Here is a 24054-nt window from a genome sequence, read left to right on the forward strand (position 1 = left end):
CCCTACACCCTACACCCTACACCCTACAACCTGTTTAAGAATCTTTTGCCAATACACCGTTAAGAAAGATATCAGCTAGTCCTTCGGCCATTTGCTGCATTTCTTGGGGTGATGCATTGGGATCTATGAGGGTGCTGTCAGAAAAGCCAGCGATAGCGAACATTCCCAAAAATACCTTAGCGACTAAGTTGGCATTCATTTGGCGATAGATACCTTTATCCATAGCGGTTTGGAAGAATGCTTCAGCCACATCAGTCATTTTGCTAATTACTTCTGTTTGAATGCGATCGCGCAAATCTGGATGAAATTGTACTTCCATGAAGCACACGCGCATCATATCGGCATTTTTTCTTAAATTCCACATCCGACGGCGCATGACTTGGGCTACGGCTTTATAGCTGCCCATTTCACTCAACTCTGTCAGCAAATCTGTGAGAATGTCCACCCAGCCATTTGTGGCCACTTCGACTAAAATAGCTTTTTTATTGGTGAAATGCCGAAACAGAGTTCCCTCAGCTACACCTGCTGCTTGCGCTAAGTCGCGGGTAGTAGTACCTTCAAATCCCTGAGATGCAAATAACCGCTGTGCAGCCTGAAGAATACGGTTCCGTGTCTGTGCTTCTGAGGGTGGGGGAGAATTAAAAACTCGCATAATAGTAGTTATTGCTATATCTCTGGAACACGACTTGTAGCAATATTGTCTAACGTCAAATGCAAAAAGCACAGAAAGCTTAATACAAGATTAACGCTTTGTTTGTTAAGTAACAAAATTTCGAGGATATGGGGTGTGGGGTGTAGGGTGTAGGGTATAGGGTGTGGGGTGTACGGTGTAGAAAGAGAATAATCTATTATCTCTTGCTTTTTGCCTTTTGCCTTGTTAAGAAGTATAAATTTAATTTGATTTTTGCTTATGAATGGTTCGACTCAGGATTTTAAATTTTGGATTTTGGATTTCTGGAGGAGTGATGTACACCAGTCCTCACACCTAAGTTTTGTAAATCGCCTGTTAGCAACTGCTTTGGCAGTAATGATATTTTGTTTGGGTTTAACGCCACAAGTGGCTATAGCCCTACAACCTACCCAAACTTCTATTCAACCCTATTTAGACCAAGTAGTTAAGCAGTTAACAGAATTTCGCCTCGATAATGGGTTGAAGTTTATTGTTTTAGAACGACATCAAGCACCAGTAGTTTCTTTTTTGACTTATGCTGATGTGGGTGGGATAGATGAACCAGATGGTAAAACAGGTGTAGCACACTTTTTAGAGCATTTGGCCTTTAAAGGTACTCAGCGAATTGGGACAACAGACTACAAAGCTGAAAAACCTTTACTAGAACGTTTAGAACAGTTAGATAACCAAATTAGAAAAGCTAAATCTCAAGGGAAAAAAGAAGAATTAGCAAAGTTAGAACCTGAGTTTAAAACCGTAGAGGCTGAAGCACTCCAGCTAGTTAAGCAAAACGAAATCGGGCAAATTGTTGAACAAGCGGGTGGTGTAGGTTTAAATGCGAATACGTCCACCGAAGCTACTCGTTATTTTTACAGTTTTCCTGCTAATAAGTTGGAATTGTGGATGTCTCTGGAGTCAGAACGATTTTTAGATCCAGTATTTCGGGAGTTTTATAAAGAAAGAGATGTAATTTTGGAAGAAAGACGGATGCGGGTAGAAAATTCTCCCGTGGGTTTAATGGTGGAAAAATTCATGGATACAGCTTTCAAAGTTCATCCCTACAGAAGACCAGTGATAGGTTATGACGAAGATATCCGCAATTTGTCACCGACAGACGTAAAACAGTTTTTTGATAGTCATTATGTTCCCAGCAATTTAACCATCGCTATTGTCGGTGATGTTAACCCGGATGAGGTGAAAAGATTAGCACAAGTTTATTTTGGACGTTATCCGGCTAAACCAAAAACCCAAGCAAAAATCACTCCTGAACCCAAGCAAACTGCACCGAGAGAATTTACCTTAAAATTACCTACTCAACCTTGGTATTTTGAAGGTTATCATCGTCCAGGTATCACCCATCCTGATAACGCAGTTTACGAAATTATTGCTAGTTTATTAAGTGATGGTCGCACTTCAAGATTATATAAGTCGTTGGTAGAAAAACAACGTTTAGCTCTTGCGGCTCAGGGCATTAGCGGCTTTCCTGGTGATAAATATCCCAATTTGATGTTATTTTATGCCCTGACTTCTCCAGGTCATACAGTTGATGATTTGGCGACAGGTTTAGGTCAAGAAATTGAGAAATTGAAAACTGAACCTGTATCAACAACTGAGTTACAGCGTGTGAAAACTCAAGCGCGGGCTGGTTTATTACGTAGTCTTGATTCCAATATGGGTATGGCTCAACAGTTATTGGAATATGAAATAAAAACCGGCTCTTGGCGCAATTTATTTAAGCAGTTGGATGATATTGCAGCGGTGACACCTGCTGATATTCAAAGGGTGGCAAAAATGACGTTTACACCAGAAAATCGCACGGTTGGTAAGTTGTTATCTCAAGAAAAATAGGTGACAGGTGACAGGTGACAGGTGACAGGTGACAGCAAGCAGAATTTATTGTTCCCTATTCCCTATTCCCTGAGAAAAAAGAGAGGATAAAAAACAAAGATGGTGAAGGGTAAAAAATTGAAGTTTTCACTTAAGTTTTCTAAAAGTTGGCGATTTATTTCAGCTTTAGTTGTTGCTTGTTTCTTAACGTTTAATTATTCTTGGGCGGCGACAGCAGCAGCGAAGCATTATACAGATTTACAATTTGCGCCTTTACCGGAGGTGAAGTTACCCAAGTATGAACGGTTTGTACTGGATAACGGCTTGGTTGTTTATTTGATGGAAGATCATGAATTACCTTTGGTGAGTGGTTCAACACTTGTAAAAACCGGCAGCCGTTTGGAACCAAGTGATAAAACTGGGTTAGCTGAGATTACTGGTTCGGTGATGCGGACTGGTGGAACTCTCAAACATTCGGCTGATGAGTTAAATGAGATTTTGGAACAACGGGCTGCATCAGTAGAAACAACTATTGGTGAAGCTGTTGGTAGTGCTAGTTTTGACAGTCTCAGTGAAGATATAGAAACCGTGTTTGGGTTATTTGCTGAGGTGTTGCGTGAACCTGCTTTTACTGAGGATAAATTAGATTTCACAAAAACACAGGTTAAAGGTGCTATTTCTCGCCGTAATGATGATCCTGGAGATATTGCGAGTCGGGAGTTCAAAAAATTAATTTATGGTCAAAATAGCCCTTATGCTCGCACGGTAGAATATGCGACCTTAGATAAAATTTCCCGTGAGGATTTGCTGAAATTTTACCAGCAATATTTTTATCCCAATAATATGATTTTAGGGATTGTGGGAGATTTTAACGCCAAAAAAATGCGATCGCTGATTCAAGCTAAGTTTGGTGACTGGAAACCAAATCCCAATCTCTCTAAAAATCCTTTACCGCAAGTTTCCCAAGCTAATTTAGGCGGTGTGTTTTTTGTTAATCAACCCCAACTTACACAAAGTAACATTCTCATTGGTCATTTAGGTGGTAGTTTCAATAATCCTGATTATCCGGCTTTGGATGTGATGAATGGGGTATTAAATGGGTTTGGTGGACGCTTGTTTAATGAAGTGCGATCGCGTCAAGGTTTAGCTTATTCTGTATATGGATCTTGGAGTCCCCGTCATGACTATCCAGGTATGTTTATTGCCGGTGGACAAACCCGTTCTGATGCTACCGTTCAGTTTATCAAATCCTTGGAAGCAGAAATTCAGCGTCTGCAAACTGAAAAGGTGACAACAAAAGAATTAAATTATGCCAAAGATTCTACCCTCAATTCTTTTGTATTCAATTTTCAAGACCCTGGTCAAACTTTATCCCGGTTGATGCGGTACGAATATTATGGTTATCCCGCTGATTTTCTGTTTCGCTATCAAAAAGCTATCACTGCAACCACAGTAGCAGATGTACAACGAGTAGCTAAAAAATACCTGAAACCAGAAAATCTTGTCACTTTGGTAGTAGGTAATCAAACTGCTATTCAACCACCATTAACACAGTTAGCTACGAAGGTAACACCAATAGATATAACTATTCCTGGTTCTCAAACCCAAGCGCAGAATTCTAACAGGTGATAGATGACAGGTGACAGGTGACAGGTGATAGATGACAGGTGACAGGTGACAGGTGACAGGTGACAGGTGACAGGTGACAGTGAAGAGAGAAAATTTTAGATTTTAGATTTTTGATTGAATTTGTTCAAAACAATCCAAAATCCAAAATCCAAAATCCAAAAGTATAGTTTTGGGGTGGTTAGGACATCAATTGATAATGAAACTCCCACTAAAAAAGGGTTTGACTCCTGACTCCTGACTCCTGACTCCTGACTCCTTCTATAAAACAGCTTTTTAGTAGACAAAAATCCTTAAATTCCGTCTTGAAAATTGCTCTAAAAATATTGACTTCCTCAGACATAAGTTCAAAATATAAGAGAAGGATTTTAAAATTGTGACCTGATTCTATGTAAACCACTATTTAAGGAGGTGATTGAATGATGGGCATACAGATTTATGACCTATACTCCAATCGTGAAACACAGTTTCTTCAGGAGCTAACATCTTCAGACATGAAGAGTATCAATGGCGGTGTCACGAACAGAAGAAGTAGAAACAGACGAACGAATATAACAGATAGAAGTGAGCTTTCAGCACTGCTGGCTGACATAAATACGAGTGTGGATAACTGGACATTAGAATTCAATGAGACACTGGATAACTTAAGAGAACAAAGATTAGAGTTTTGACAAATTGGCTTCTTGGTTAACCAAAAAATGTTCACCTTCCCGATTTATTAAATAAGTCGGGGTTTTTTTTATGTAGGAAAGAAGCATAGGCATTGTGAGTGAGATAAGCACAAACATTAATCATCAAAATAAAATACAAAACCACGATAATACTTGCAATACTGTTTTCTAGCTTGGTTTATTTATTTTTATTTTTAAAGACATAAAGTCATGATTAATGTCTGATAAACACAGCCATAAGCCTTGATTTTCTAGATTTTTATCAATAAAAATAGAAGCATCAGTTAAGCAAACAAAAACTTAACTGCCTACACAAGTTCCAACGACTGAAGACAAGTCTTTTAGGAGGAAATTATGGCAAGTATTAAACTCTCTGAACTGCAAGCAACTGGTTCTGAATTATTCCAAGATTCCGAAAGCTTTCTCAATGACATGAGCGATGTTAATTCCATCTATGGTGGTGGTCATGACAGCAATGTCAGCGATATCTCTACATTGGAAAAATTAGCTGAAGCTTTCGTTTATACCTATGGCATTGGTCATATCGGTTATTTAGTTAAATCCTACAGCCACTCTGATCACTACTAATCATCTTGTAGTTTACTACTGAGATAGATGGCTCTTCTGGGATTGAAAGTAAACTCACCTCTGGCACTTTCTCGATAAAAGTAAGGTGGGCATTGCCCACCTACAAAATCATCATTTTTTTAGATCTTGATTTTGGTAATAAGATGATAGTGCCAGATATGAATACAAATAATTTATGTACATAACATAAATTACATAAATTACCAATTATCCAGGAGAGCCAGTTAAAAATAATCTGGTTTTGGGCAAATCACTTCAAACAATTAAATAAAAATGGCACGAATTATTATTGCTGATCTTCATTCCATTGATTCAGAAATGTTTATCAAGAACATCACAAATGAAGATGATGAATTTGTATTTGGTGGACAATATGAGTATCGTCCTCAAATTTTAGAAATTGGAGTTAAAGCTGTTGAATTTATGCTTGTTATTGCCGCTATTGATGCTATTTCATTTCTGACAACATCATTTATTAAAAAATAATTAACACTCAGCCGATTTTGAATTGTAGATTTTGGACTTACGCCCCGGAGCAATCTGGTGGCTTGTAACAGCACGTAATTATTGGTAGTTCTTTTAAAGCCATGCCATTTCTTTTAAGTTCTCAAAATGTTTTTAACTATCTACTTGCCCAAGGACTGTGTAATCAAGAAGAGCAGTCGTTGAGCAAAATTGAGTTAAAACCAGCTAAAAATTTTAATTTATTAGTCAGCTTACCAGATGGTCGTCAACTGTTGGTGAAGCAAGAGCGTCTAAACCGAGATGGTAAAACTCGTGGTGAGTTTTTTGATGAATGGCAAGTACATAATTTCTTCCAGACTTTCCCAGAAATTAGTCATTTACGTTCCTGTTTATCAGAAGCAATTCATTTTGATAACGAAAATTCCATCATTGTTTTCAATTATCTGAATGACTATCGTGATTTAGGTGAATTTTATGGACAAAATAATGCTTTCCCTACTATTATTTCTCAGTCAATTGGAGAAAGTTTAGGTGCAATTCATAGTTTAACTATCAACCGTCAAGATTATCGAGAGTTCTTTCAAACTTCTGAGAATACAATAAATAGTACAACTTCTAAAATGACGGGAGGATTAAATAGAATTACTCCAGAAGTGTTTGGTTCAGTTCCTGCGGATGGTTTGAAATTCTTTGCGCTTTATCAACGTTATGATAATTTAGGCAAAGCGATCGCAGATTTGAGTAATTCTTTTCATACTTGTTGTCTAACTCACAATGACCTAAAACTTAACAATATTCTTCTCTCTTTAGATTGGGAAGCCGCCATTGAGCAAAAATCTCACTTGAGTCACAGTATAATTCGCTTAATTGATTGGGAACGTGGCACTTGGGGAGATCCCGCTAGTGATTTAGGAGCCATCATTGCTAGTTATTTACAAATCTGGTTATTGAGTATGGTAACTAGCAAAACCATACCGATTGAAGAGTCTTTACGTTTAGCTGCAATTCCCTTACAACTGTTGCAACCTACACTTTCATCCTTGGTAACTGCATATTTAGCTAATTTCCCGGAAATTATTGAGCTTCGTCCTGATTTCTTGGAAATAGTCGTGCAATTTACCGGATTTTCTCTAATTCGCTCAATTCAAGCTAGACTGCAACATGAGAGAACCTTTGGTAATTCTGGTATCTGCATTCTGCAAGTGGCCAAGAGTTTATTGTGTCGTCCTCAAGCATCTATGACCACAATTTTTGGTATGGAATCTTCAGACTTGATTTCCACAAGCGGTAATACCAATTCAAAATTCACAGTCAGAGCTTAGAACTACTACACCCCACACTCTAGAGTACCGAGTACCGAGTACCGAGTGCTGAGTAAGAATTTTCTCCCCACACCCTACACCCTACACCCCACACCCCACACCCCACACCCTAAACCCTAAACCCTACACCCTATACACTACAGCCATGCAAATATTAGATTCGCTTCATAACCAACTTTTAGAATTGCCAACACAATTGCAGACATCACTACAAGATATTGTCAATCAAGTAGAAATCGTGTCTCACTACTGTATTAAGCATCCAGGGTACACAACTATAGAATTACCAGAGTCGGTCATCCCTCGCTTTGAGCAGTTACCATTGGAGATGCAAGAAAAACATTTAAAATTACAACTGCGTAACTTTTTATACGGTACTTATTATAACGTTGCCACTAAACCTATCATCTATCCTGATGACAAAGAAAAAAATAGAAGAGTGAACCAAAATTTAGAAAATAACAGCTTGTTTGGGGTGGATTTAGAATTTTATGAACGCTTACATACCAGGAACAAAAGTGAAGGTTACTGGAGTCATAACTGGCAGGTAGTCAGGGAAGAAACGGATGGCACTTTCGCAGTGCATAGGAATGGGTTAACATTGCACGTTGATCCTAACTTGCATCTTTCACCAACAAACTACGAAATAAAGGTTGGTGAGTTTGTATCTATTAAAATGCCCAAAAATTTGGTGCAGAACGGGTTTTATATGGCTGTAGCTAATGCAGGCTCCCAAAATAATCCTGATATTACACGAATTTATTTCAATTTAACACCAGAAGGGGCAGCAGCCGTAATGGAAAGTTTAACAGAGCAACTTAATAATATCTCAATTTCTTTCTCCTTTAAAGCACTATATAACCCATCAGATTATGGACGTTATGACTCAGCCGTGCTTTACTTTAGCAAAGATAAATATGAAGTTGTTCACCCAGTTTTAGAAAAAATATATGCGGAAAATCAATCCTATTTTGATGAACCAGTACCCTTGTTTACTAAGATATTAGCACCAGGGTTAGCTTGCGCTGAAGAACCAAATCAGAAATTTGGTGAACAAGAAAGTTTTGGTACAAATCGCTGTCAAATTGTTGCAAATGGTTTGATTGCAGCTTGGCAGCAAGGAGAAAATACTCCAGAAGCTAAAATGGCATTTATTATCAGGGAATTTGCATCATATAACATTCAATTACAACGTCCTTATCTTAATGCTAAATCTGAGGATATTTACACTCCATTAATGTAGATGAATCCTTGGAATGCTCAAATGACTTAGGATTTACGAAAGTTTCATACTCAAAGTATTTTGTAGGGTGCATCAGCTAATTTGGGATTTAAAATTGACAATTTTCGCTATGGCAAAGCGGGGGCTGAAAATAGTTATTTTCATTTAAAATTCCAAAATTCTCTATCAGACACACCTTACTAATGCCCTAATAAGATGTGTCAGGTTTGTAGTTATCTACGTTGATAAATTAGGTTGATTTCACATACAGGATGTCATAGTATGATTAGAGAAAATTTTGAACAAAATAAACAGCTAGATAAGATATTAAAACATTCTCAATTTCAAGAGATTATCAAAGCTATTATCCTAGGTAATTATTCCTGGGCTTGTGTTTTATTTTTGCATTTTTCTGGCTACGATCCTCTAGAATATATACCCCAGGAAACTTACAGCAAATTAATCCAAGAAAATTATATATTTAATCAATCTCATCATGACGCAATTCATGATAAAAAATTAAAACTGCCGGGAATAAAATTAAGTTGGATTAAGTTGAGTAGGGGTAAACATAGCTCAAATTGAAGGAGACAGGAGTTAATTTTTTAAGTTTCTACGTTTGTTTGGTATTTGGTGATTGCCAATTAGGTATTCACCAATTCCTATGGCATTTGTAAATCATACTTAAACAAAAATATCCCCGATTGTGAGAATAAGTCGGGGATATAAACATGGGAACATAAAAAAGATTACTAATCTATAGCAGGTGACTCTTGACAGGTGACACCAGTTAAAAGGCTTTTAAGGTCTAGGTTGTATCATCTGTTGATGTCCTAACCACCTTGGCTGTTGCTATAAAATCCAAAATCCAAAATCCAAAATCTAAAATTGAATTAGCTGGCTTCACTCAATATCTCTGAAGAAGAGGGAGAATCTTTATTTTCAGGCAGTTTGGCTACTATTTCTAATGTATTAACTTGTTGTTTTAACCAATTGGTAAATAATTCTCCCATGATGTTTACTCGTATTTGTTCAGTTAATTCTGGTTGAATTATTTCTTCAACCATAATAATATGCGCTCCTTGAGGTGTAATAATTGGTTTCAGAATTTGTGGTGGATGAGCAGAAAAAATTGCAGATGCAATTTCTGGTCTTAAATCGCTACGTTTTCGCATACCTTGATATCCTCCAGCGCGACGCAGTTCTGGATTTTCGATATATTGACGAGCGATTTGGTGGAAACTTATTTCTCCTTCTTGCAGTGCATAAAATATTTCTAAAGCTAAATCTTCATCATCTAATATTACTTCATAAGTTACTGCTCCAGTGTAATCGAGTTGATGAGCATAAAAAAATGGTTCAACTTTGTCAGCAAATAAATGATGAGCTAACTTAGCTGATAGTAGGTTAGTCTGAGCAATTTCTTCAAAGTTATCTAGAGAGAGATAATGTTTTTCTAACCATGCCCAAGTATCTTCTGCTTTAATCAATTTATTGGCTAATCTTAGACTATCTGCTGCCTGTTGTAGTTCTTCTAGTTCGATGTGAATGCCTTCTTTATCAGCAGTATCAGCAATAATTTTTCTGATGGCAATTGCTTCTAGTAAATTAGGAATTTGGCAAGATATTTTAACATGGTAAATAATATCCTCTGGAGAAACAAGTATAATTTTAGACATTTTTAATTCCTCGAATATCCCCAATATTGATTTTAAATGTTTTTATTGAGAATGAATTTTAATTACCACAGTAGAAATCGAAATATTCATATTCCCGACTTCTGATATGATAGAAATCGGGAATTTTGTTATTCATGATAGCTAATTACTAAAGCTCCAAACCATTATTTTGCAGTTTTTTGAAAGGATCTAAGATAAAGTCAATTACTCGACGCTGACGAACAATCACTTCTGCGGTTGCTGTCTGGCCTGGTGTTAAGAGTATGCGTTTATTACCTGATTGAATATAAGGTTGTTCCAAAGCGATGTCTAATTGATAAGTTTGCTGACGAATTGCGCCATTTTCTTGAACTTTAGAATCTGGTGAAATCCAGGTAACACGACCTTGCATAACACCATATTCTTGGAAAGGATAAGCATCAAATTTGATTTTTACTGGCATATTCTCTTTCACAAAACCACTTTGTTGGCTAGGCATTTCTGCTTTCAAAATCAAAGCAGCACCTTTGGGAGCAATTTGCACCATCATTTGTCCTGGTTGAACGACAGAACCCGGTTTTTTAATAGGTAATTCAAAAATTGTGCCATCAATAGGTGCTTTAACTACTCGTTGCTGTAATTGCAATTGCAATGATGTAATCTGACTCTTAGTTTGAGAAACTTCAGATTTAAGAGAAGTAATTTGTGTTTGTAAATCTTTTAACTGTTCCTGATTTTTTAGCAATGTCAGTTGACCTGCTTGCACTACACTTTGGTAACTACTTTCTTCTTCTTGTAAACGGAATTTTGCCTGTTCAATATCTGACTGAGCTTGACTCATAATTGACTGATAGCGGCTTAACTCTTCTTGTAGACGCAACTTAGATTGTTGGATATTAGCTTTAGCTTCTTCCTGTAAACGTTGACTATCTTCTGCTGTTTTTTCTATTTCTACAAATTTGGTTTGAGGAATTGCACCCACCTGTAACAGTAGACGATAGCGGGAAACTTCTGATAAATCTCTATTTAAACGACTTGTGGCTAAACGATGAGCAATTTGAGTAGCATTTATGTTCTGTTTTACTTGATCAATTTGGGCGATTTTTTCTAATCTTTGTAAATTATATGCACTCTGTTTAGCATCTGCGTTTTGCCGTGCTTGATTAAGTTGAGCGAGTTTTTCCAATCTTTGGGATTGATTTTGTTGTTCTTGGATATTAATCGCCAGTAATACCTGATTTTTGAGTAATTCTAATTGCCCTTGACGATTGACTAAACCTTCTAATTTGGCTTGGGTTTGTTGTAGTTCTGTCCGCAAAACATCAGATTCAATTTCCATTAAAACCTGTCCGGATTTAACAGTTTGACCTTCTTTAACATTGACAGCAATTACACTACCAGTAACTACACTATCTAATTTTTGAGTTGCACCTTTAGGTTCAATTCTGCCAATGGCATTTCCGGTTTCATCAACTTTAGTAAACATTGCCCAGGGTAAAGCTACTACTGTAAAACTAATCAGTAAATACAGCATTGAGCGTGTCCAGGCTTTCGGTAAGGCATCTAATAATTCTTCCGTGCCGTAAAACCAATCGTTTTCTTTAGTTGGTGTTTTTGTTTTATTTTGACTAGTAGAAGATTTAATCTGTCCTGAGAGGACAAGAGTCGATGATGGATTGTAAATTGACTGGGGCATAACAAAGTTGGAATTAATAAGAATTGACAATTGATAATTGATAATTGACAATTGATAATTGATAGTTGAAACCTGTTAACTGTTAACTGTTAACTGTTGTTGATTGAGATAGTAATAATGTCCTCTTTTGCCAATTAATTGTTCATGAGTGCCACTTTCAACTAGAATGCCCCGATCTAAAACTAAAATTAGGTCAGCATTACGAACGGTAGAAAGGCGATGAGCAATAATTAAACTTGTGCGTCCTTTGAGAATTTTTTTGAGATTGTTCTGAATAATTCGCTCAGATTCAGGATCAAGATGACTGGTAGCTTCATCTAATATTAAAAGGCGAGGATTTCCTAGTAAAGCACGAGCGATTGCTAGACGTTGGCGTTGTCCCCCTGATAACATTCCTCCACCTTCACCAATTTGGGTTTCATAACCCATCGCCATGCGTTTAATAAATTCATCTGCACCTGCTAATTGGGCTGCGGTAATAATTTCTTCTAGGGCAGCTTCTGGATGAGCAATGCTGATGTTTTCTCGAATTGTTCCGCCAAATAAAAATGTATCTTGGTCAACAACTCCTATTTGCGATCGCAAGGATTGTAGAGAAATACTAGTCACATCTTGATTATCAATTAATACTCGGCCATCTGTCGGTGGATATAACCCTAAAATCAATTTAGAAAGTGTAGTTTTTCCTGAACCACTTCTACCAACAACTGCTACAGTTTGTTCAGGCAGAATTTCAAAATTTAGATTTTCTAAGATGTTAGTATCACTTTCTGAATGATAGCGAAAAGTGACATGATCAAAACGGATATGACCACGTAACATAGGTAAATTTTGACGAGGCTTAATTACTAAGTCTTCTTCTGGTTCTGCTTCCAAAACATCATTAATTCTTTCTGTGGAAACTATTACTTCTTGCAATTGATTCCACAACACAATTAATCGTTGAAAAGGTTGAATGATGTTACCTAACAACATATTAAATGCCACTAATTGACCAATGGTCAACTGATTTTGAATCACTAACCAAGCCCCAAACCATAATAGGCCAGTGCTGGCTATTGATTGAATGGCCGAACTAATAATTTGCAGTTGGTTACTAATTACCTGAACGCTAAAGTTTTTCTTGGTCAGATTGTTTAGCAGTTCTTCCCAACGCCAGCGTACTGTTTGTTCAATAGCCATTGAGCGAATCGAAGCAATTCCTGTAAGGCTTTGAATTAAGTAACTATTTTCTTTTGTCACCGCAGTAAATACTTCACGGCTAATTCTTCTTAAAAAAGGTGTGGCGAAGAATGCTAATAATACGAATGGTGGTACAATTGCTAAAACCAACCAAGCCATAGGTGGACTGTACCAAAACATCAAGCCGATATAGATAAACACTGTCAGCAAATCTAAAATAATAGATAATGCTTCACCAGTAAGAAAACGCTGAATTTTCTGATTTTCTTGGACACGAGAAACTATATCGCCGACGTAACGAGACTCAAAAAATGATAGAGGTAAACGAAATGTATGTTTAATAAAACCCACCATCAATGCCACACCAATTCTGTTGGCTGTGTGGTCTAGTAAATATTGTCTGAGTCCATTGATGACAACACGAAATAACCCAAAAATTAGCAGTCCAAAACCGACAGTGTTTAAAGTAATAGTGCTACCTTGGACAATTACTCGGTCTAATAATAGTTGAGTAAATAAAGGTGTCACCAATCCAAATACTTGAATTAACACTGAAGCCACAAATACTTCTAGCAATACTTGAGAGTGAGGTTTTACTAACTCAAATAACTGCCAAAATGGAGTGTTAGTTTCTGGAGTTTCTTGGAGTGAGTTTGTCGGTTGTAGTAACAACGCATAACCAGTCCAACCGACTTTAAATTCTGCGATAGATAGGTTGCGTTGACCAATGGCCGGATCAGCAACAATTACCAGTTTTTTAGTGATTTCATAGACGACGATGTAATGTTTACCTTCCCAATGTGCGATCGCTGGCAAGGGTTGTTGTGCTAATTTATCTAAACTGGCTTTCACTGGACGAGTAGCAAAACCAATACTTTCCGCAGCAGCAGTTAAACTTCGCATAGATGCACCAGCACGGTTAACATTGGCTAGTTCTCGCAATTGATTAATACTGAAATTTTTACCCCAATAACGACTAATCATCACTAAGCAAGCTGCACCACAATCTGAGGCACTTTGTTGTTCAAAAAATGGGTAACGTTTGCTAACTTTTCGCCACCAATTTCCAGCAGTGACTGTGGGACTAGGAAAGTATTTTTGGCGTTGTTTTGGTTGTGGTTGTTCCTGAACTGTAGTTTGGGGAAATTGAATTACATTGCGGCTTTTAGCTTTAACTTCCCGTTGGATGGGTTCGGTAATTGGCTCATTTTGAACATCAATTAACCTACTTAATTGTGGCCAATGTTGTAGTGCTGTTTGCCAATCAGTATCATGCAAAATATATGCTATGGTGGGCTGTATTGCTTGCCAATTGCCCTTTGGGAGATTTGCATAAATGTTACCTGGTGTTAATTTTTTGCCCTGGGAATGTTGTAATTCTCCCTGATACACTAGTAACAATTTAGTATTTTTGGTGAGTTCGGAGTTGAGATAACCAATTTCTAAATTTTGTCTAACAAATAGAGATAATGCTGTTAGCATCTCCTCTGTTGACTCATGACGAGGAATAGCAGAATTTTGAGAAAACAACAGCAGTGTATCCCAAAGTTCTGCCTTTATGAGTAGGCTTTGGCTCACACTCGCAAACTTATTAATTACCTCCTGGGGAAGATAACCTACTTTTAAATCCACAGAAGCTCTGGCTACATAAGCACTAAATTTCTGTTCAGGAAATAAAGTCAACTCCCCAAAGGAAGAACCAGTTGTCAACGTGGCAATTAAATTATTTTCAGTATCTAATAGCCTAACTTTACCAGATAAAACTAGATAAATTCCTGGTGCTGCTGTTGTCGATAACCAAAATTGCTTGGCTGTTGGTGGTTCAATAATTTCTAATGCTTGAATGCAATCTTTAACTTCTTGATTTGATAATGAATTACCCAAAATTTGAGTAATTTGTGCTGCCAAATATGATTGAGAAAATACCGATACCATTTCCTTACCTCCCAATATTAGTTATTGGTCTGAATCAAGTTAAATGACCAATTAAAACTAGGTTCGGAGTTAGATGGTAAATCACAAATTGTGATACCAGAATCCTGATTTTGAGTATTTGTTGATTGTGGGGAACTTTTGCGTTTGGTAGAAAGTCCCATCTGTTTAAGTAGACGATTAATATGGCGATCGCTAATTTCAATCCCCAATTCATTTGCTAAATGCTTACTTAACCATTGAGCCGTCCAATACCCAAATGCATAGCCATATTCACGCGGACTATGATTGACCAATTCTTTCAATCTGTCAATATATTGACTATTCACAGTCTTAGGTCTACCTATCCGTCGCTCATTCCATTTATGTGCCATACCAGCCTCAGCTATACCGATCCAATACCTCGCCATCTCCTGAGAACAACCAATAATTTCACAAATATGAGATTGAGATTTACCCATATCTGCTAACAACATAATTTCAATCCGTCGTCGGTATTCTGGTTGTAAATCAGTTTGCAGGTTTTTGATCAGCGCCTTACGCTGAAAAGGTGTTAAAAACTTACTTTCATGAGCATCGTAAATATCACAAACTTTGTTTTGATGAGAAGAAGATGACATAATTCTTACCAGTTGCTGTCTACTGTAAAATTTGGGCAAAATTCGGTCAAAATTTTCCCTTACATCTGCTACTAAAATCCAGATGCATCATGAATCAATCACTATCCAAAGGTAAAAATTTTAATAGCTTTCAGTTAAGGGTAAAAGCAAAAGATTTGAAGTTACCCGCACCCTTGACCCTTGAAATTCTCAGTATCAGCCCTTGATCAATATTTACACAAATGCAATTTAGAGCTTGTTATCAGCCCTAATTTCTAGGATGTGATTGAACACTGCAATGCAAGTTCATTCAGTCAACTCCAAATATTTACATTAGTTGGCTTGTAATTAACAAACCATGAGGTAAAACCTGTTGCACAAATTGAAGTCTGACACTCACTAAGTTCAGACCAGTAAGTAATCTATTTATTAACACTAGCCTAAACCTAGGATTTTCTCATCAGCAGATTGTCGGAAAATCGGAAATTTTTCACTAGAGAGATTAAATAAAAAAGCTACAACTCCTCACCTTTTGTTTTTGGTTACTATTTTTCATCCTCAAATATTCCTACATCTTTGCTAAGAGTTCACACAAAGCCTCAAAATCTTCATTTAAACTTTACAGAAATTTTACACCATATTTATATTTTCTGACCAACTACTTTAGCTTGATGAAATTAAACAATTTCAACCTATTCATCCTTCATAATTATCAGGCTTTGAAAATTTGATTCAATGGCGCTAGAAAGTATAAAAACAAATATTTCACTCATATAAAATAGACATCTACCTAGGGAAATAAAGACATACTCTATTACCATCTCAAATATAATCAACTTATATCTATCTTTAGTATGAATATTGCTAATTACCTATTTAACCTTTTTAAAGGAAAAAAATTAGATTAATAAATCTATCATTAGATAAATTCTGAAATATGAAATATCATGTAATTAACAATCATTTATACAATACCAACTACATTTCCTGTCTCCTAGTCCCTATTCCCTGCTATAATTCCAATAAAAAAAGGAAGCTGAGAATTTTACAACTTCCTGTATCCGTTATATAAATGGCCAATTTATACAGTCATGATCATCTTGTTTATTAAAAATGGGATTCCCGAAATTTCAACACCAGTGTAATAGCAACAAATTTTACCAACGGAAAAGGCAATTTCACCCTAACTTTTCAATTTCCGAACCTACTTTTGGTGTCAAAACTTGGAGTCAACACCTACAATAGCAGAATAATTTTCCAACAATCTCCAATTTGGGGGAAGCCACTACCCCAATTTTTTAATTGCTTAGATTTTCTGGGAAAAATAACCACCAGGAGTTATGGTTAATTGTCATTTGTGTCCAAATTATCTAAACCATAAACAACTAAATGCTGAACCATTCAGTGTGATGTATTTTATGGTTAGACAAAATGATTCACTTTATTGGTAAAAGTGCATTTGTTTGCCATTCACTTTGTTTAAGTGATTATTTATAATCTATAGGATGTCATGAATGTATATTTGCCATTATGGCAGAAGTTTATGTCAATACAGCGGGTTTGGGAAAAGGTTAAACTTTTTTCTTCCCCTTTTCCCCTGACGCTTTAAGTGATTAGTATGGAGATGGTAGTCAGTTATGCTGATTTCTTCTCTCTGTGACTACTGCGTACTTCTGCTTTTTGCTTACCCCCTACTTCCAGATAAGCTAAGTCTTTAATTTTGCTTAAGCAGCTAGACCCTAAATGACTATCAGACCTTTTCTCTGCTGTTGGTTTAGCCAGTTTCAAATTTTCATTCTGTGGTGAGTTTGACCTACTCATGCGAGAATTTTCTTTGAGTAGTCGGTTATAAGTGCGATAAGGAATGTAATGTAAAGGATTGTAACCAACAAATCGTAACATTAAAACACAAGCCCAAGAATACTTACCAGCCAGAATAGCTTCTACTACTTGGTCGAATTGTTCAGGATTAATTTTTTTATCTAAGTTGCTACTATTGCCAGAAATTTCTTGATTCATAGTGAGTGTTAGTTTTATTTAAATGAGGTAAACTAGTCCGGTCGATTTGAGTTTTATTCTGTCAATTGCGATTTACAAACTGCAACCCTAGTCCACCACACCAACTTTTGTGGGTTTATCATCGGAAGACAATTTATATTCTTCCCATACGTACCTTCACCCACCAGTGGTTTGGTTGATTACTAGCTTGGAAACAGCAGTTGAATTAACTACAGGAATATATTGGTAATGGATTATTAGTGAATATTGAAAAAGTAGATAACCTTTCCAACAGGCACATCCAGAAATTTTTCAAGTTCTCAGAGGTTCCCGTAACTCCCAGTGAAAAAAGCTATTTCTAAAACTGCTCTGTTGTGTTCGCTCTCTAGAGATACTTTTGAGCCAAGTTTTATTTTCAGCAATTTTTGTGGCTATCTGGGTAGTTTTTCGTATGTTTGGGAGCAACTGCAAAAAATTAACTTTCAAAGCTAATACTTTTGGGATTGGTTGTTCTGCTCTAGCTCTAATCTCCCCCAAGGTTTGAGTCTTGGAATAAGTTTGAGCCATCCTAGCTGTAATTTGCTTTCCTTGGGTGTTAACGACTTTTGCCATCTTGCCTATACACACCCAAATTACAACTATTGGCAAAAAATCTAACCTGCGCTCCCAAACTAAATACAACAGGGTTGAAAGTACCTCAGTTTTAAAGGATGTTGGCCTGTTGTCTATATTCTTAATTGTTATGTCACTACTTTTTGGTAGGACTGATAAATTTAACGTTGGTGAAAGTACGAGACTTTCGGCAATAGATGCCTGACGAGGATATTCAGAGAACTTTACCCCTAAAAGACCCCATTGGCTTGGTGTTTCGACTGCATTTGACCTGATGATTTGTTTCATGAGCTGACCTGTGATTGAAAACCTGACTGTTTTTAATCAAGTCTGTTGGCTGCTTTGCTGTATTGACCCTGTTGTTGAGTTTTGTAGCCTAGTGGCTTTAGTTGCTAATAAAGACAACTGCCCTGGGTTACTTCTCGACTGTGGCTTTTGCCCCCTTAGTGAATGGAAGGTAAAAATTTACCATCCTTCTGTAATTCAGCAGTTTTAGTAGATGCTGTTGTGTCCTTATAAAAATTACACAACCTTGAGTAGAATAGATGTTCCCTAGCTATTATTGTATAACTTGTCGCTGAAAATTAGTAAATATTTTCAGTGAAGTCTCATAATCTTCAATTGAACCAAGAAGATGATTCATATTGGAATCTCAATAGCTACATTCGTATTTATACTATTTTTTGTTCCTAATGTCATCTGCCAATTTTGCAGGCTTATAAGTTAAATTTACTGAATATCTCAGAATGTTCATTTATGCGTTGTGCAACTTTGACTTTTGTCCCATATTTGTCAAAAAAATGAGGGGTGTCACCCCTCATTTTATCTACTTAAAAACCTTTTTTATCTTAAATAAAATAGTAAATAATACTAGTGACTTAATAACGAAATCCTTATCAATAAATAATTTGAGAGTTTTTTGTCTAAAGATAATTCTCTATTTTGATGAAAATTGGCTCTGAGAGTTTAGTGATTACATATTGTTATATGTTTTGCTTGGAGGTTTTACCTGAGAACGATTTCAGCGACATCGGTTATCTACAGAGTATACTCATCTTAAAGTCATAATTGCATAAAAAACTGTCAGAGTATCCAGCATTTAAGTATTGGAAAATACTATTTGATGATATGATATATTTAGCTGCTTTATCACACAAAATTTTGCGACAAAAAAACACCCATAGGGGGTGTGTTCAATAAAAAAGTAGCAAGTTAAAGCTGTGTGTAATTATATAATTAAACCTATTAATCTAAGTTAAGCGGGAAAATCATTTGGGGATTTATTAAATAAAAAAATAATTTTTGCTCAAATAACTCATTTCTGTGAGATTACAGTTGCTATTTCCATTTCTTGATTGGATGTTTAACCCGTCAATTGTTATTAGTTTGGAATTAGTACCTGGTTAAAACTTGATACTTCGCTGGAAGAGTCATGAGTGCTGAGTGAAAAGACAAGTCTATTGGAAGTGGGAACTCTTTACTCCATAGGATTCTGCCTCTTTGCACTAGTTGTTTGAATCTTCTGGTAATTAATACTCATTGCTTTTAACTTGCCAATTACAATTAAAGGAGCTAGAATATAATTCCCTAAAGTTTGAACTTGTTTCCACAAGGTAAACAGTTAAAGGCTTGTGAACCTGACAAAATCTATTAAGACTGTTGTTGCTGCTTTTGTTTTCCCTAAATTGACCTGGATTCGTGTTTTTGATGGTTGACTGTGGACAAAAGTTTAGAAAAATCTACTTCCCACCGAAACCGCATTTAGGCTGACAGCTGACTACCTGTAACAGGAAACCTGTAAAACTAAATTTGTTAAATCACCTTCTCTGGTTGAGCGATATTTTGCTGTTTTTGAATTTAGTATTCATTTTTCTCACTTTTGTAGACATAGATTTGGATAGGTAATAGTTGTATTTTATACAAAGAGTCGAAATTTACTGCAACAAAAATTGTATTATCATGGATTATTAGCGATGAAATAAGTCGCAATACTTATCTATACTAAGGAAACAGGGGAAAGAATAAAACTTTATCCTTGACTCACGCTAACTGAGTAGTATTCCATGAGTATGGAAGTTTATATCTTTCAACTCTTAAAGATTACTTATTTTTTCGATGAATTCCGGAAACAACCGGAAAATATAGAAAGTGACAAGTGACAAGTGACAGGTGACGATGCTCAAAGCCTTTAATTGTCTAAGTTTTAGTTGTGGTTCAATTTAACCGAACATCATCAAAATTGCCCAAATAGCCATTGGACGCAGATAGGTACTAGCGCGAAAAGTACCAACGGGGGTAATGGCTTCTGGGGTGCGAAACTGTAAACCATTGTCATAAATTTGCCCAACAACAGCTTCAGTTAACTGCATTGCTTCATTTTTCATCCCCATCTGCACCAGAAAAGCTGCTAACCCGAAATTAATACCAGTCCATACTTCCAGAGGATGGGTAGCTTTAGGGTTTTCTGGACAACCATTGGGAAGCACACCGTTAGCAGCACCAAATTGGCCATCATAAAACTTAACAAAACAAGCATCATAGACAGTTTTCACAGCCGAAAGGGCATTACTGCTGGGAACAATATCCGGTAAACCCAGTAACCGGGCGTAGAATTGCCCACATAACTGATCTGCCATCACCACATCAGAACCACTTTCACTATCCAAGCGATAGTATTGCCCATTCCACAGCTTTTCCTGATAAATTGGTTTCGATTGCTGTAACCAAGATTGATAAATTGATTTTTGCGCTCTTACTTTCTCTGCGTTCTCTGTGCCTCTGTGGTTCGTTAAAACATCCGCAATAGCGATCGCACTTTCTAACGCCGCTAACCACAACCCACCACAATACGCACTGACACCATTTAACCGCCAATCATCAAAAGTTTGATCAGGTGCGCCAGAATTCTCCGGTATCCCATCACCATCTAAATCAAAGGTTTTCAAATAATCAAGAGTCTGCACAATTGCATCCCAACAGTCTGCCAAAAATTGTACATCCTGACTACCTGTCAACAGAAAATCTCGGTATACCTGCAATACAAAATCGCTACCTAAATCTTTCCACAAATTGCAATCTTGATAACAGGTGTAGTTGGTTTTTTCCCACACCCATTCATTCGGTGCGCCTAAGTCGTGGGGTGTAGCGTTAGCTACTTTGCGGGCGGCTTTTGTAGTTTCCGCCCCAATTGTATAATAATAACCAATCACTCGCAGATGGTCATCACTGTGGGGAATTGCCCGTGCAAAAGCGCGAATTACGGATTTTTCCAGTTCTGGGAATAATATTAGCAGGGCAAAAGAACCATACAACCGAACATCTAAACTTTCATACCAACGGTAATCTAAACATTCCAAGACAGCAAACTGCCCCATAGGATCAAGTTCTGACGCTGCACTCCAGAGAGTTCCACCGCTGGTAAGGTCATAAAGTTCGTTAAATAGCGCCATTTTAAACCATTCTGGCAAATCTTCCCGGTTGAGAATAGGTTTTTGCCAGTTTTGAATTTGCGATCGCCAGATTTGATATTCTTGTAGTGCTGTAGATGCGATCGCCCAAGCATTATCACCATTGCGGCTAAAAAAATCTGTATATCTGCGGTAATAGTTAATTCCCGCTGCAAATTCCGTCACCGGAAAATCCCAAGCCAGAGAAAAGGGAATTTCCAGACTTTCCCCTGGTTGCAAAGTAAAACGCACAGCCAAGGCTGCACCTAGGCGGGTATTTGCATCTGCGGGAGTGGCATCTAAATAATTAGGTAGAGAACCATCTTGAGAAAAACTTTCCCACAGATCCGCACCTGAACCCACCGGATTAAATCGAGTATGATAAAATACTTCAACTTTAGAATTTTTTATCGTAGCAACACACCAGCTACCATCACCCTCCTGTATGGGTAAATTATTACCCAGCCGTCCCAAAAAACAACCGAAATGTTCTGTATTTTCAACTATATTATTGTAATTACCTTGACTTTCACCTAAGCGCGGTTGATACTCATACACCGGACTGCCATCATCCCGTATCTGCACTTCAGGAGATTTCAGGGCATTAGTAAACCAACCCACCATATTTTCCCAACTTAGCATAATGCTGAGAGTGATAGGTGCATTTGTGGGGTTATGTGCCTTCCAAAGGAAAACCGCCACAGGATAACTAGTTTCTTGATAATTATTTGCCCAAATGGGGGAAAACTGCTCACAGGTTAGCTGTGCTTGCAAGACATTTTCATAGACAAACCAGCTACGGGGATAAAGCGCGTGATATTTGCCAGTTATTTGCGTAGTAGTTGATGCTGGATACCATTGCCAACTTTGCAGAGTCCCATCTTCCGACGGTTGGGTAGATAATGCATAAGCTTGGGCAGATGTCCCAGCATATTCAAAGACACTAAATTGACAAGCGGGGAAGGTTTGAAATAGATGTTCACCACCGTCAATGTGCCACAGGTTAAAGTCTCCCCGTGAAGAACGGCCAATACAACCCGCACCAAAACCCCCCAGAGGCATTCCTTGCCAGGGTCCATCATCTATATTACTGGGGTAACGAACAGTATAAGGCTTGTCCCAACCTAAACCGATAGGACGCTGCCAACTACAGGAGGGAATTTCTGGGTAGTTATAAGTGGTCATTTTTAAGGAACAGGAAACACAAGAGATGGGGAGATGGGGAGATGGGGAGAAAATTCTTTGTCCACACCCTACACCCTACACCCCACACCCTACACCCTATTTATTATTCCTCATCTAAGTCTATTTCTTCTTCTTCCTCATCATCACTGACTTTAGTAACAGAGTTAGCCGAAACTACAGCCCCTTTATCTAGTTTTTCCCGTACTTGCTCTTTAATTTTGTCAGCAAATTCTGGTTTTTCTTCTAGATATTTGATGGCGTTGTCTCGACCTTGGGAAATGTTATCACCGTTGTAGCTGTACCAAGCACCTTTACGCAGGAGAACTCCTGTTTCTTCTGCTAAGTCAACCAGACAACCAAGGGTAGAAACTCCCTTACCAAAAATAATGTCAAATTCAGCAATTCTAAAAGGTGGTGCGACTTTATTTTTCGCTACCTTCACTTTGACACGATTACCAAATTCATCTGTGCCTTTTTTCAGGGTTTGAATACGGCGAATATCGAGACGCACGGAAGCGTAAAACTTCAAGGCGTTACCGCCAGTTGTTGTTTCTGGGCTACCGTAGGTGACACCGATTTTTTGCCGCAATTGGTTAATAAAAATAACTGTGCAACCGGATTTACCAATGTTACCTGTAATTTTACGTAATGCTTGGCTCATCAATCGGGCTTGTAAACCAACGTGAGCATCACCCATATCACCTTCGATTTCCGCACGGGGTACTAGGGCTGCTACGGAGTCAATCACGACAATATCAACTGCGGCTGAACGCACCAGTTGATCTACAATTTCTAAACCTGCTTCGCCTGTATCTGGTTGGGAAACGAGTAAATTTTCAATATCTACACCTAATGCACCTGCGTAGGTGGGATCTAAGGCGTGTTCTGCATCCACGAAGGCAGCAATACCACCATTTCTTTGTACTTCTGCGATCGCATGAAGAGCTACTGTCGTTTTACCAGAACTTTCTGGCCCATAAATCTCAATTACCCGTCCCTTGGGTAAACCACCACCCAAGGCTAAATCCAAAGTCAGCGCCCCAGTGGAAATCGTCTCTACACGCATCCGGGTAGCGTCACCCAAGCGCATGATTGCTCCTTTACCAAAGCTGCGCTCAATCTGGCTTAGTACCATATTGAGTGCTTTTTGCTTGCCAGAAGTATCTGCTGTGTTGGTTGCCATTAGAGCCTCTAAATATAGGATTTAAGGAATTTTGCGTTGGGAGCTTAATTAGAACAGATATACTATTTTAACCGGAAAATGCGCGTTTGGTATATTTGGGAAAAAAAAGTTTGAAAAGATTGTAACTCAATCCTGACGGGGTGACAATGAGGACAGGGTGTAAGGGTGTAAG

The 24054-nt window shown here is 37.6% G+C and carries 16 protein-coding genes; 7 read left to right on the plus strand and 9 right to left on the minus strand.

Annotation, left to right across the window (positions count from 1 at the left end; all coding sequences use genetic code 11):
- Nucleotides 1-34: 34 nt before the first annotated feature.
- Nucleotides 35-652, minus strand: a complete 618-nt coding sequence (locus A0J48_RS13695) for a TetR/AcrR family transcriptional regulator (RefSeq protein ID WP_200323878.1) — start codon at nt 650-652, stop codon at nt 35-37.
- 375 nt (nt 653-1027) lie between these two features.
- Here A0J48_RS13695 and A0J48_RS13700 point away from each other — a divergent pair, with 375 nt between their 5' ends.
- From A0J48_RS13700 to A0J48_RS13730, 7 genes are all read left to right on the plus strand, one after another.
- On the plus strand, nt 1028-2518 hold the full coding sequence (locus tag A0J48_RS13700; RefSeq protein WP_411841133.1) for a M16 family metallopeptidase: 1491 nt from the start codon (nt 1028-1030) through the stop codon (nt 2516-2518).
- A 99-nt stretch (nt 2519-2617) separates the two neighbouring features.
- Nucleotides 2618-4126, plus strand: a complete 1509-nt coding sequence (locus tag A0J48_RS13705; RefSeq protein WP_200323880.1) for a M16 family metallopeptidase — start codon at nt 2618-2620, stop codon at nt 4124-4126.
- Between the two features lie 1022 nt (nt 4127-5148).
- Entirely contained in the window at nt 5149-5382 is a 234-nt protein-coding gene (locus tag A0J48_RS13710; RefSeq protein ID WP_200323881.1) for a hypothetical protein, read from the plus strand.
- 273 nt (nt 5383-5655) lie between these two features.
- The gene (locus tag A0J48_RS13715; protein ID WP_200323883.1) at nt 5656-5868 is read left to right on the plus strand and encodes a hypothetical protein; all 213 of its coding nucleotides are present in this window, start codon (nt 5656-5658) and stop codon (nt 5866-5868) included.
- Between the two features lie 101 nt (nt 5869-5969).
- Nucleotides 5970-7169 carry a phosphotransferase family protein gene (locus A0J48_RS13720; protein WP_200323885.1) on the plus strand — a complete coding sequence of 400 codons (1200 nt, stop codon included), beginning with the start codon at nt 5970-5972 and terminating at the stop codon, nt 7167-7169.
- 145 nt (nt 7170-7314) lie between these two features.
- Nucleotides 7315-8412: a T3SS effector HopA1 family protein gene (locus A0J48_RS13725; protein WP_200323887.1), complete on the plus strand. Its 1098-nt coding sequence runs from the start codon at nt 7315-7317 to the stop codon at nt 8410-8412.
- A gap of 261 nt (nt 8413-8673) precedes the next feature.
- Nucleotides 8674-8976, plus strand: coding sequence for a HetP family heterocyst commitment protein (locus A0J48_RS13730; RefSeq protein ID WP_200323889.1), 303 nt, complete (start codon nt 8674-8676; stop codon nt 8974-8976).
- A 308-nt stretch (nt 8977-9284) separates the two neighbouring features.
- Here the strand turns inward: A0J48_RS13730 and A0J48_RS13735 are convergent, their stop codons facing one another.
- From A0J48_RS13735 to recA, 8 genes are all read right to left on the minus strand, one after another.
- Nucleotides 9285-10070: a peptidylprolyl isomerase gene (locus A0J48_RS13735; RefSeq protein ID WP_200323891.1), complete on the minus strand. Its 786-nt coding sequence runs from the start codon at nt 10068-10070 to the stop codon at nt 9285-9287.
- A gap of 148 nt (nt 10071-10218) precedes the next feature.
- On the minus strand, nt 10219-11745 hold the full coding sequence (locus A0J48_RS13740; RefSeq protein WP_200323893.1) for an HlyD family efflux transporter periplasmic adaptor subunit: 1527 nt from the start codon (nt 11743-11745) through the stop codon (nt 10219-10221).
- Nucleotides 11746-11820: 75 nt separating this feature from the next.
- Nucleotides 11821-14862 (minus strand): ABC transporter transmembrane domain-containing protein, encoded by a 3042-nt coding sequence (locus A0J48_RS13745; RefSeq protein WP_200323895.1) that lies wholly within the window; start codon nt 14860-14862, stop codon nt 11821-11823.
- A gap of 17 nt (nt 14863-14879) precedes the next feature.
- Nucleotides 14880-15479, minus strand: coding sequence for a helix-turn-helix domain-containing protein (locus A0J48_RS13750; protein WP_200323897.1), 600 nt, complete (start codon nt 15477-15479; stop codon nt 14880-14882).
- 1614 nt (nt 15480-17093) lie between these two features.
- Entirely contained in the window at nt 17094-17477 is a 384-nt protein-coding gene (locus A0J48_RS13755) for a HetP family heterocyst commitment protein (protein ID WP_200323899.1), read from the minus strand.
- Nucleotides 17478-17768: 291 nt separating this feature from the next.
- Entirely contained in the window at nt 17769-18356 is a 588-nt protein-coding gene (locus tag A0J48_RS13760; RefSeq protein WP_200323901.1) for a hypothetical protein, read from the minus strand.
- Between the two features lie 1931 nt (nt 18357-20287).
- Nucleotides 20288-22699, minus strand: coding sequence for a GH116 family glycosyl hydrolase (locus A0J48_RS13765; RefSeq protein ID WP_200323903.1), 2412 nt, complete (start codon nt 22697-22699; stop codon nt 20288-20290).
- Between the two features lie 103 nt (nt 22700-22802).
- Nucleotides 22803-23882, minus strand: coding sequence for a recombinase RecA (recA, locus tag A0J48_RS13770; RefSeq protein ID WP_200323905.1), 1080 nt, complete (start codon nt 23880-23882; stop codon nt 22803-22805).
- Between the last annotated feature and the right edge of the window lie 172 nt (nt 23883-24054).

Source organism: Sphaerospermopsis aphanizomenoides BCCUSP55 (genome assembly GCF_001586785.1).
Lineage (GTDB): Bacteria > Cyanobacteriota > Cyanobacteriia > Cyanobacteriales > Nostocaceae > Sphaerospermopsis_A > Sphaerospermopsis_A aphanizomenoides_A.

Bases quoted from the DNA above. Each gene is read 5' to 3' on its own strand.
- A0J48_RS13765 (WP_200323903.1), bottom strand. From the start codon at position 22,699: ATGACCACTTATAACTACCCAGAAATTCCCTCCTGTAGTTGGCAGCGT.
- A0J48_RS13720 (WP_200323885.1), top strand. From the start codon at position 5,970: ATGCCATTTCTTTTAAGTTCTCAAAATGTTTTTAACTATCTACTTGCC.
- A0J48_RS13750 (WP_200323897.1), bottom strand. From the start codon at position 15,479: ATGTCATCTTCTTCTCATCAAAACAAAGTTTGTGATATTTACGATGCT.
- A0J48_RS13740 (WP_200323893.1), bottom strand. From the start codon at position 11,745: ATGCCCCAGTCAATTTACAATCCATCATCGACTCTTGTCCTCTCAGGA.
- A0J48_RS13695 (WP_200323878.1), bottom strand. From the start codon at position 652: ATGCGAGTTTTTAATTCTCCCCCACCCTCAGAAGCACAGACACGGAAC.
- A0J48_RS13755 (WP_200323899.1), bottom strand. From the start codon at position 17,477: ATGAATCAAGAAATTTCTGGCAATAGTAGCAACTTAGATAAAAAAATT.
- A0J48_RS13725 (WP_200323887.1), top strand. From the start codon at position 7,315: ATGCAAATATTAGATTCGCTTCATAACCAACTTTTAGAATTGCCAACA.
- A0J48_RS13700 (WP_411841133.1), top strand. From the start codon at position 1,028: ATGATATTTTGTTTGGGTTTAACGCCACAAGTGGCTATAGCCCTACAA.
- recA (WP_200323905.1), bottom strand. From the start codon at position 23,882: ATGGCAACCAACACAGCAGATACTTCTGGCAAGCAAAAAGCACTCAAT.
- A0J48_RS13745 (WP_200323895.1), bottom strand. From the start codon at position 14,862: ATGGTATCGGTATTTTCTCAATCATATTTGGCAGCACAAATTACTCAA.
- A0J48_RS13705 (WP_200323880.1), top strand. From the start codon at position 2,618: ATGGTGAAGGGTAAAAAATTGAAGTTTTCACTTAAGTTTTCTAAAAGT.
- A0J48_RS13730 (WP_200323889.1), top strand. From the start codon at position 8,674: ATGATTAGAGAAAATTTTGAACAAAATAAACAGCTAGATAAGATATTA.
- A0J48_RS13715 (WP_200323883.1), top strand. From the start codon at position 5,656: ATGGCACGAATTATTATTGCTGATCTTCATTCCATTGATTCAGAAATG.
- A0J48_RS13735 (WP_200323891.1), bottom strand. From the start codon at position 10,070: ATGTCTAAAATTATACTTGTTTCTCCAGAGGATATTATTTACCATGTT.
- A0J48_RS13710 (WP_200323881.1), top strand. From the start codon at position 5,149: ATGGCAAGTATTAAACTCTCTGAACTGCAAGCAACTGGTTCTGAATTA.
- A0J48_RS13760 (WP_200323901.1), bottom strand. From the start codon at position 18,356: ATGAAACAAATCATCAGGTCAAATGCAGTCGAAACACCAAGCCAATGG.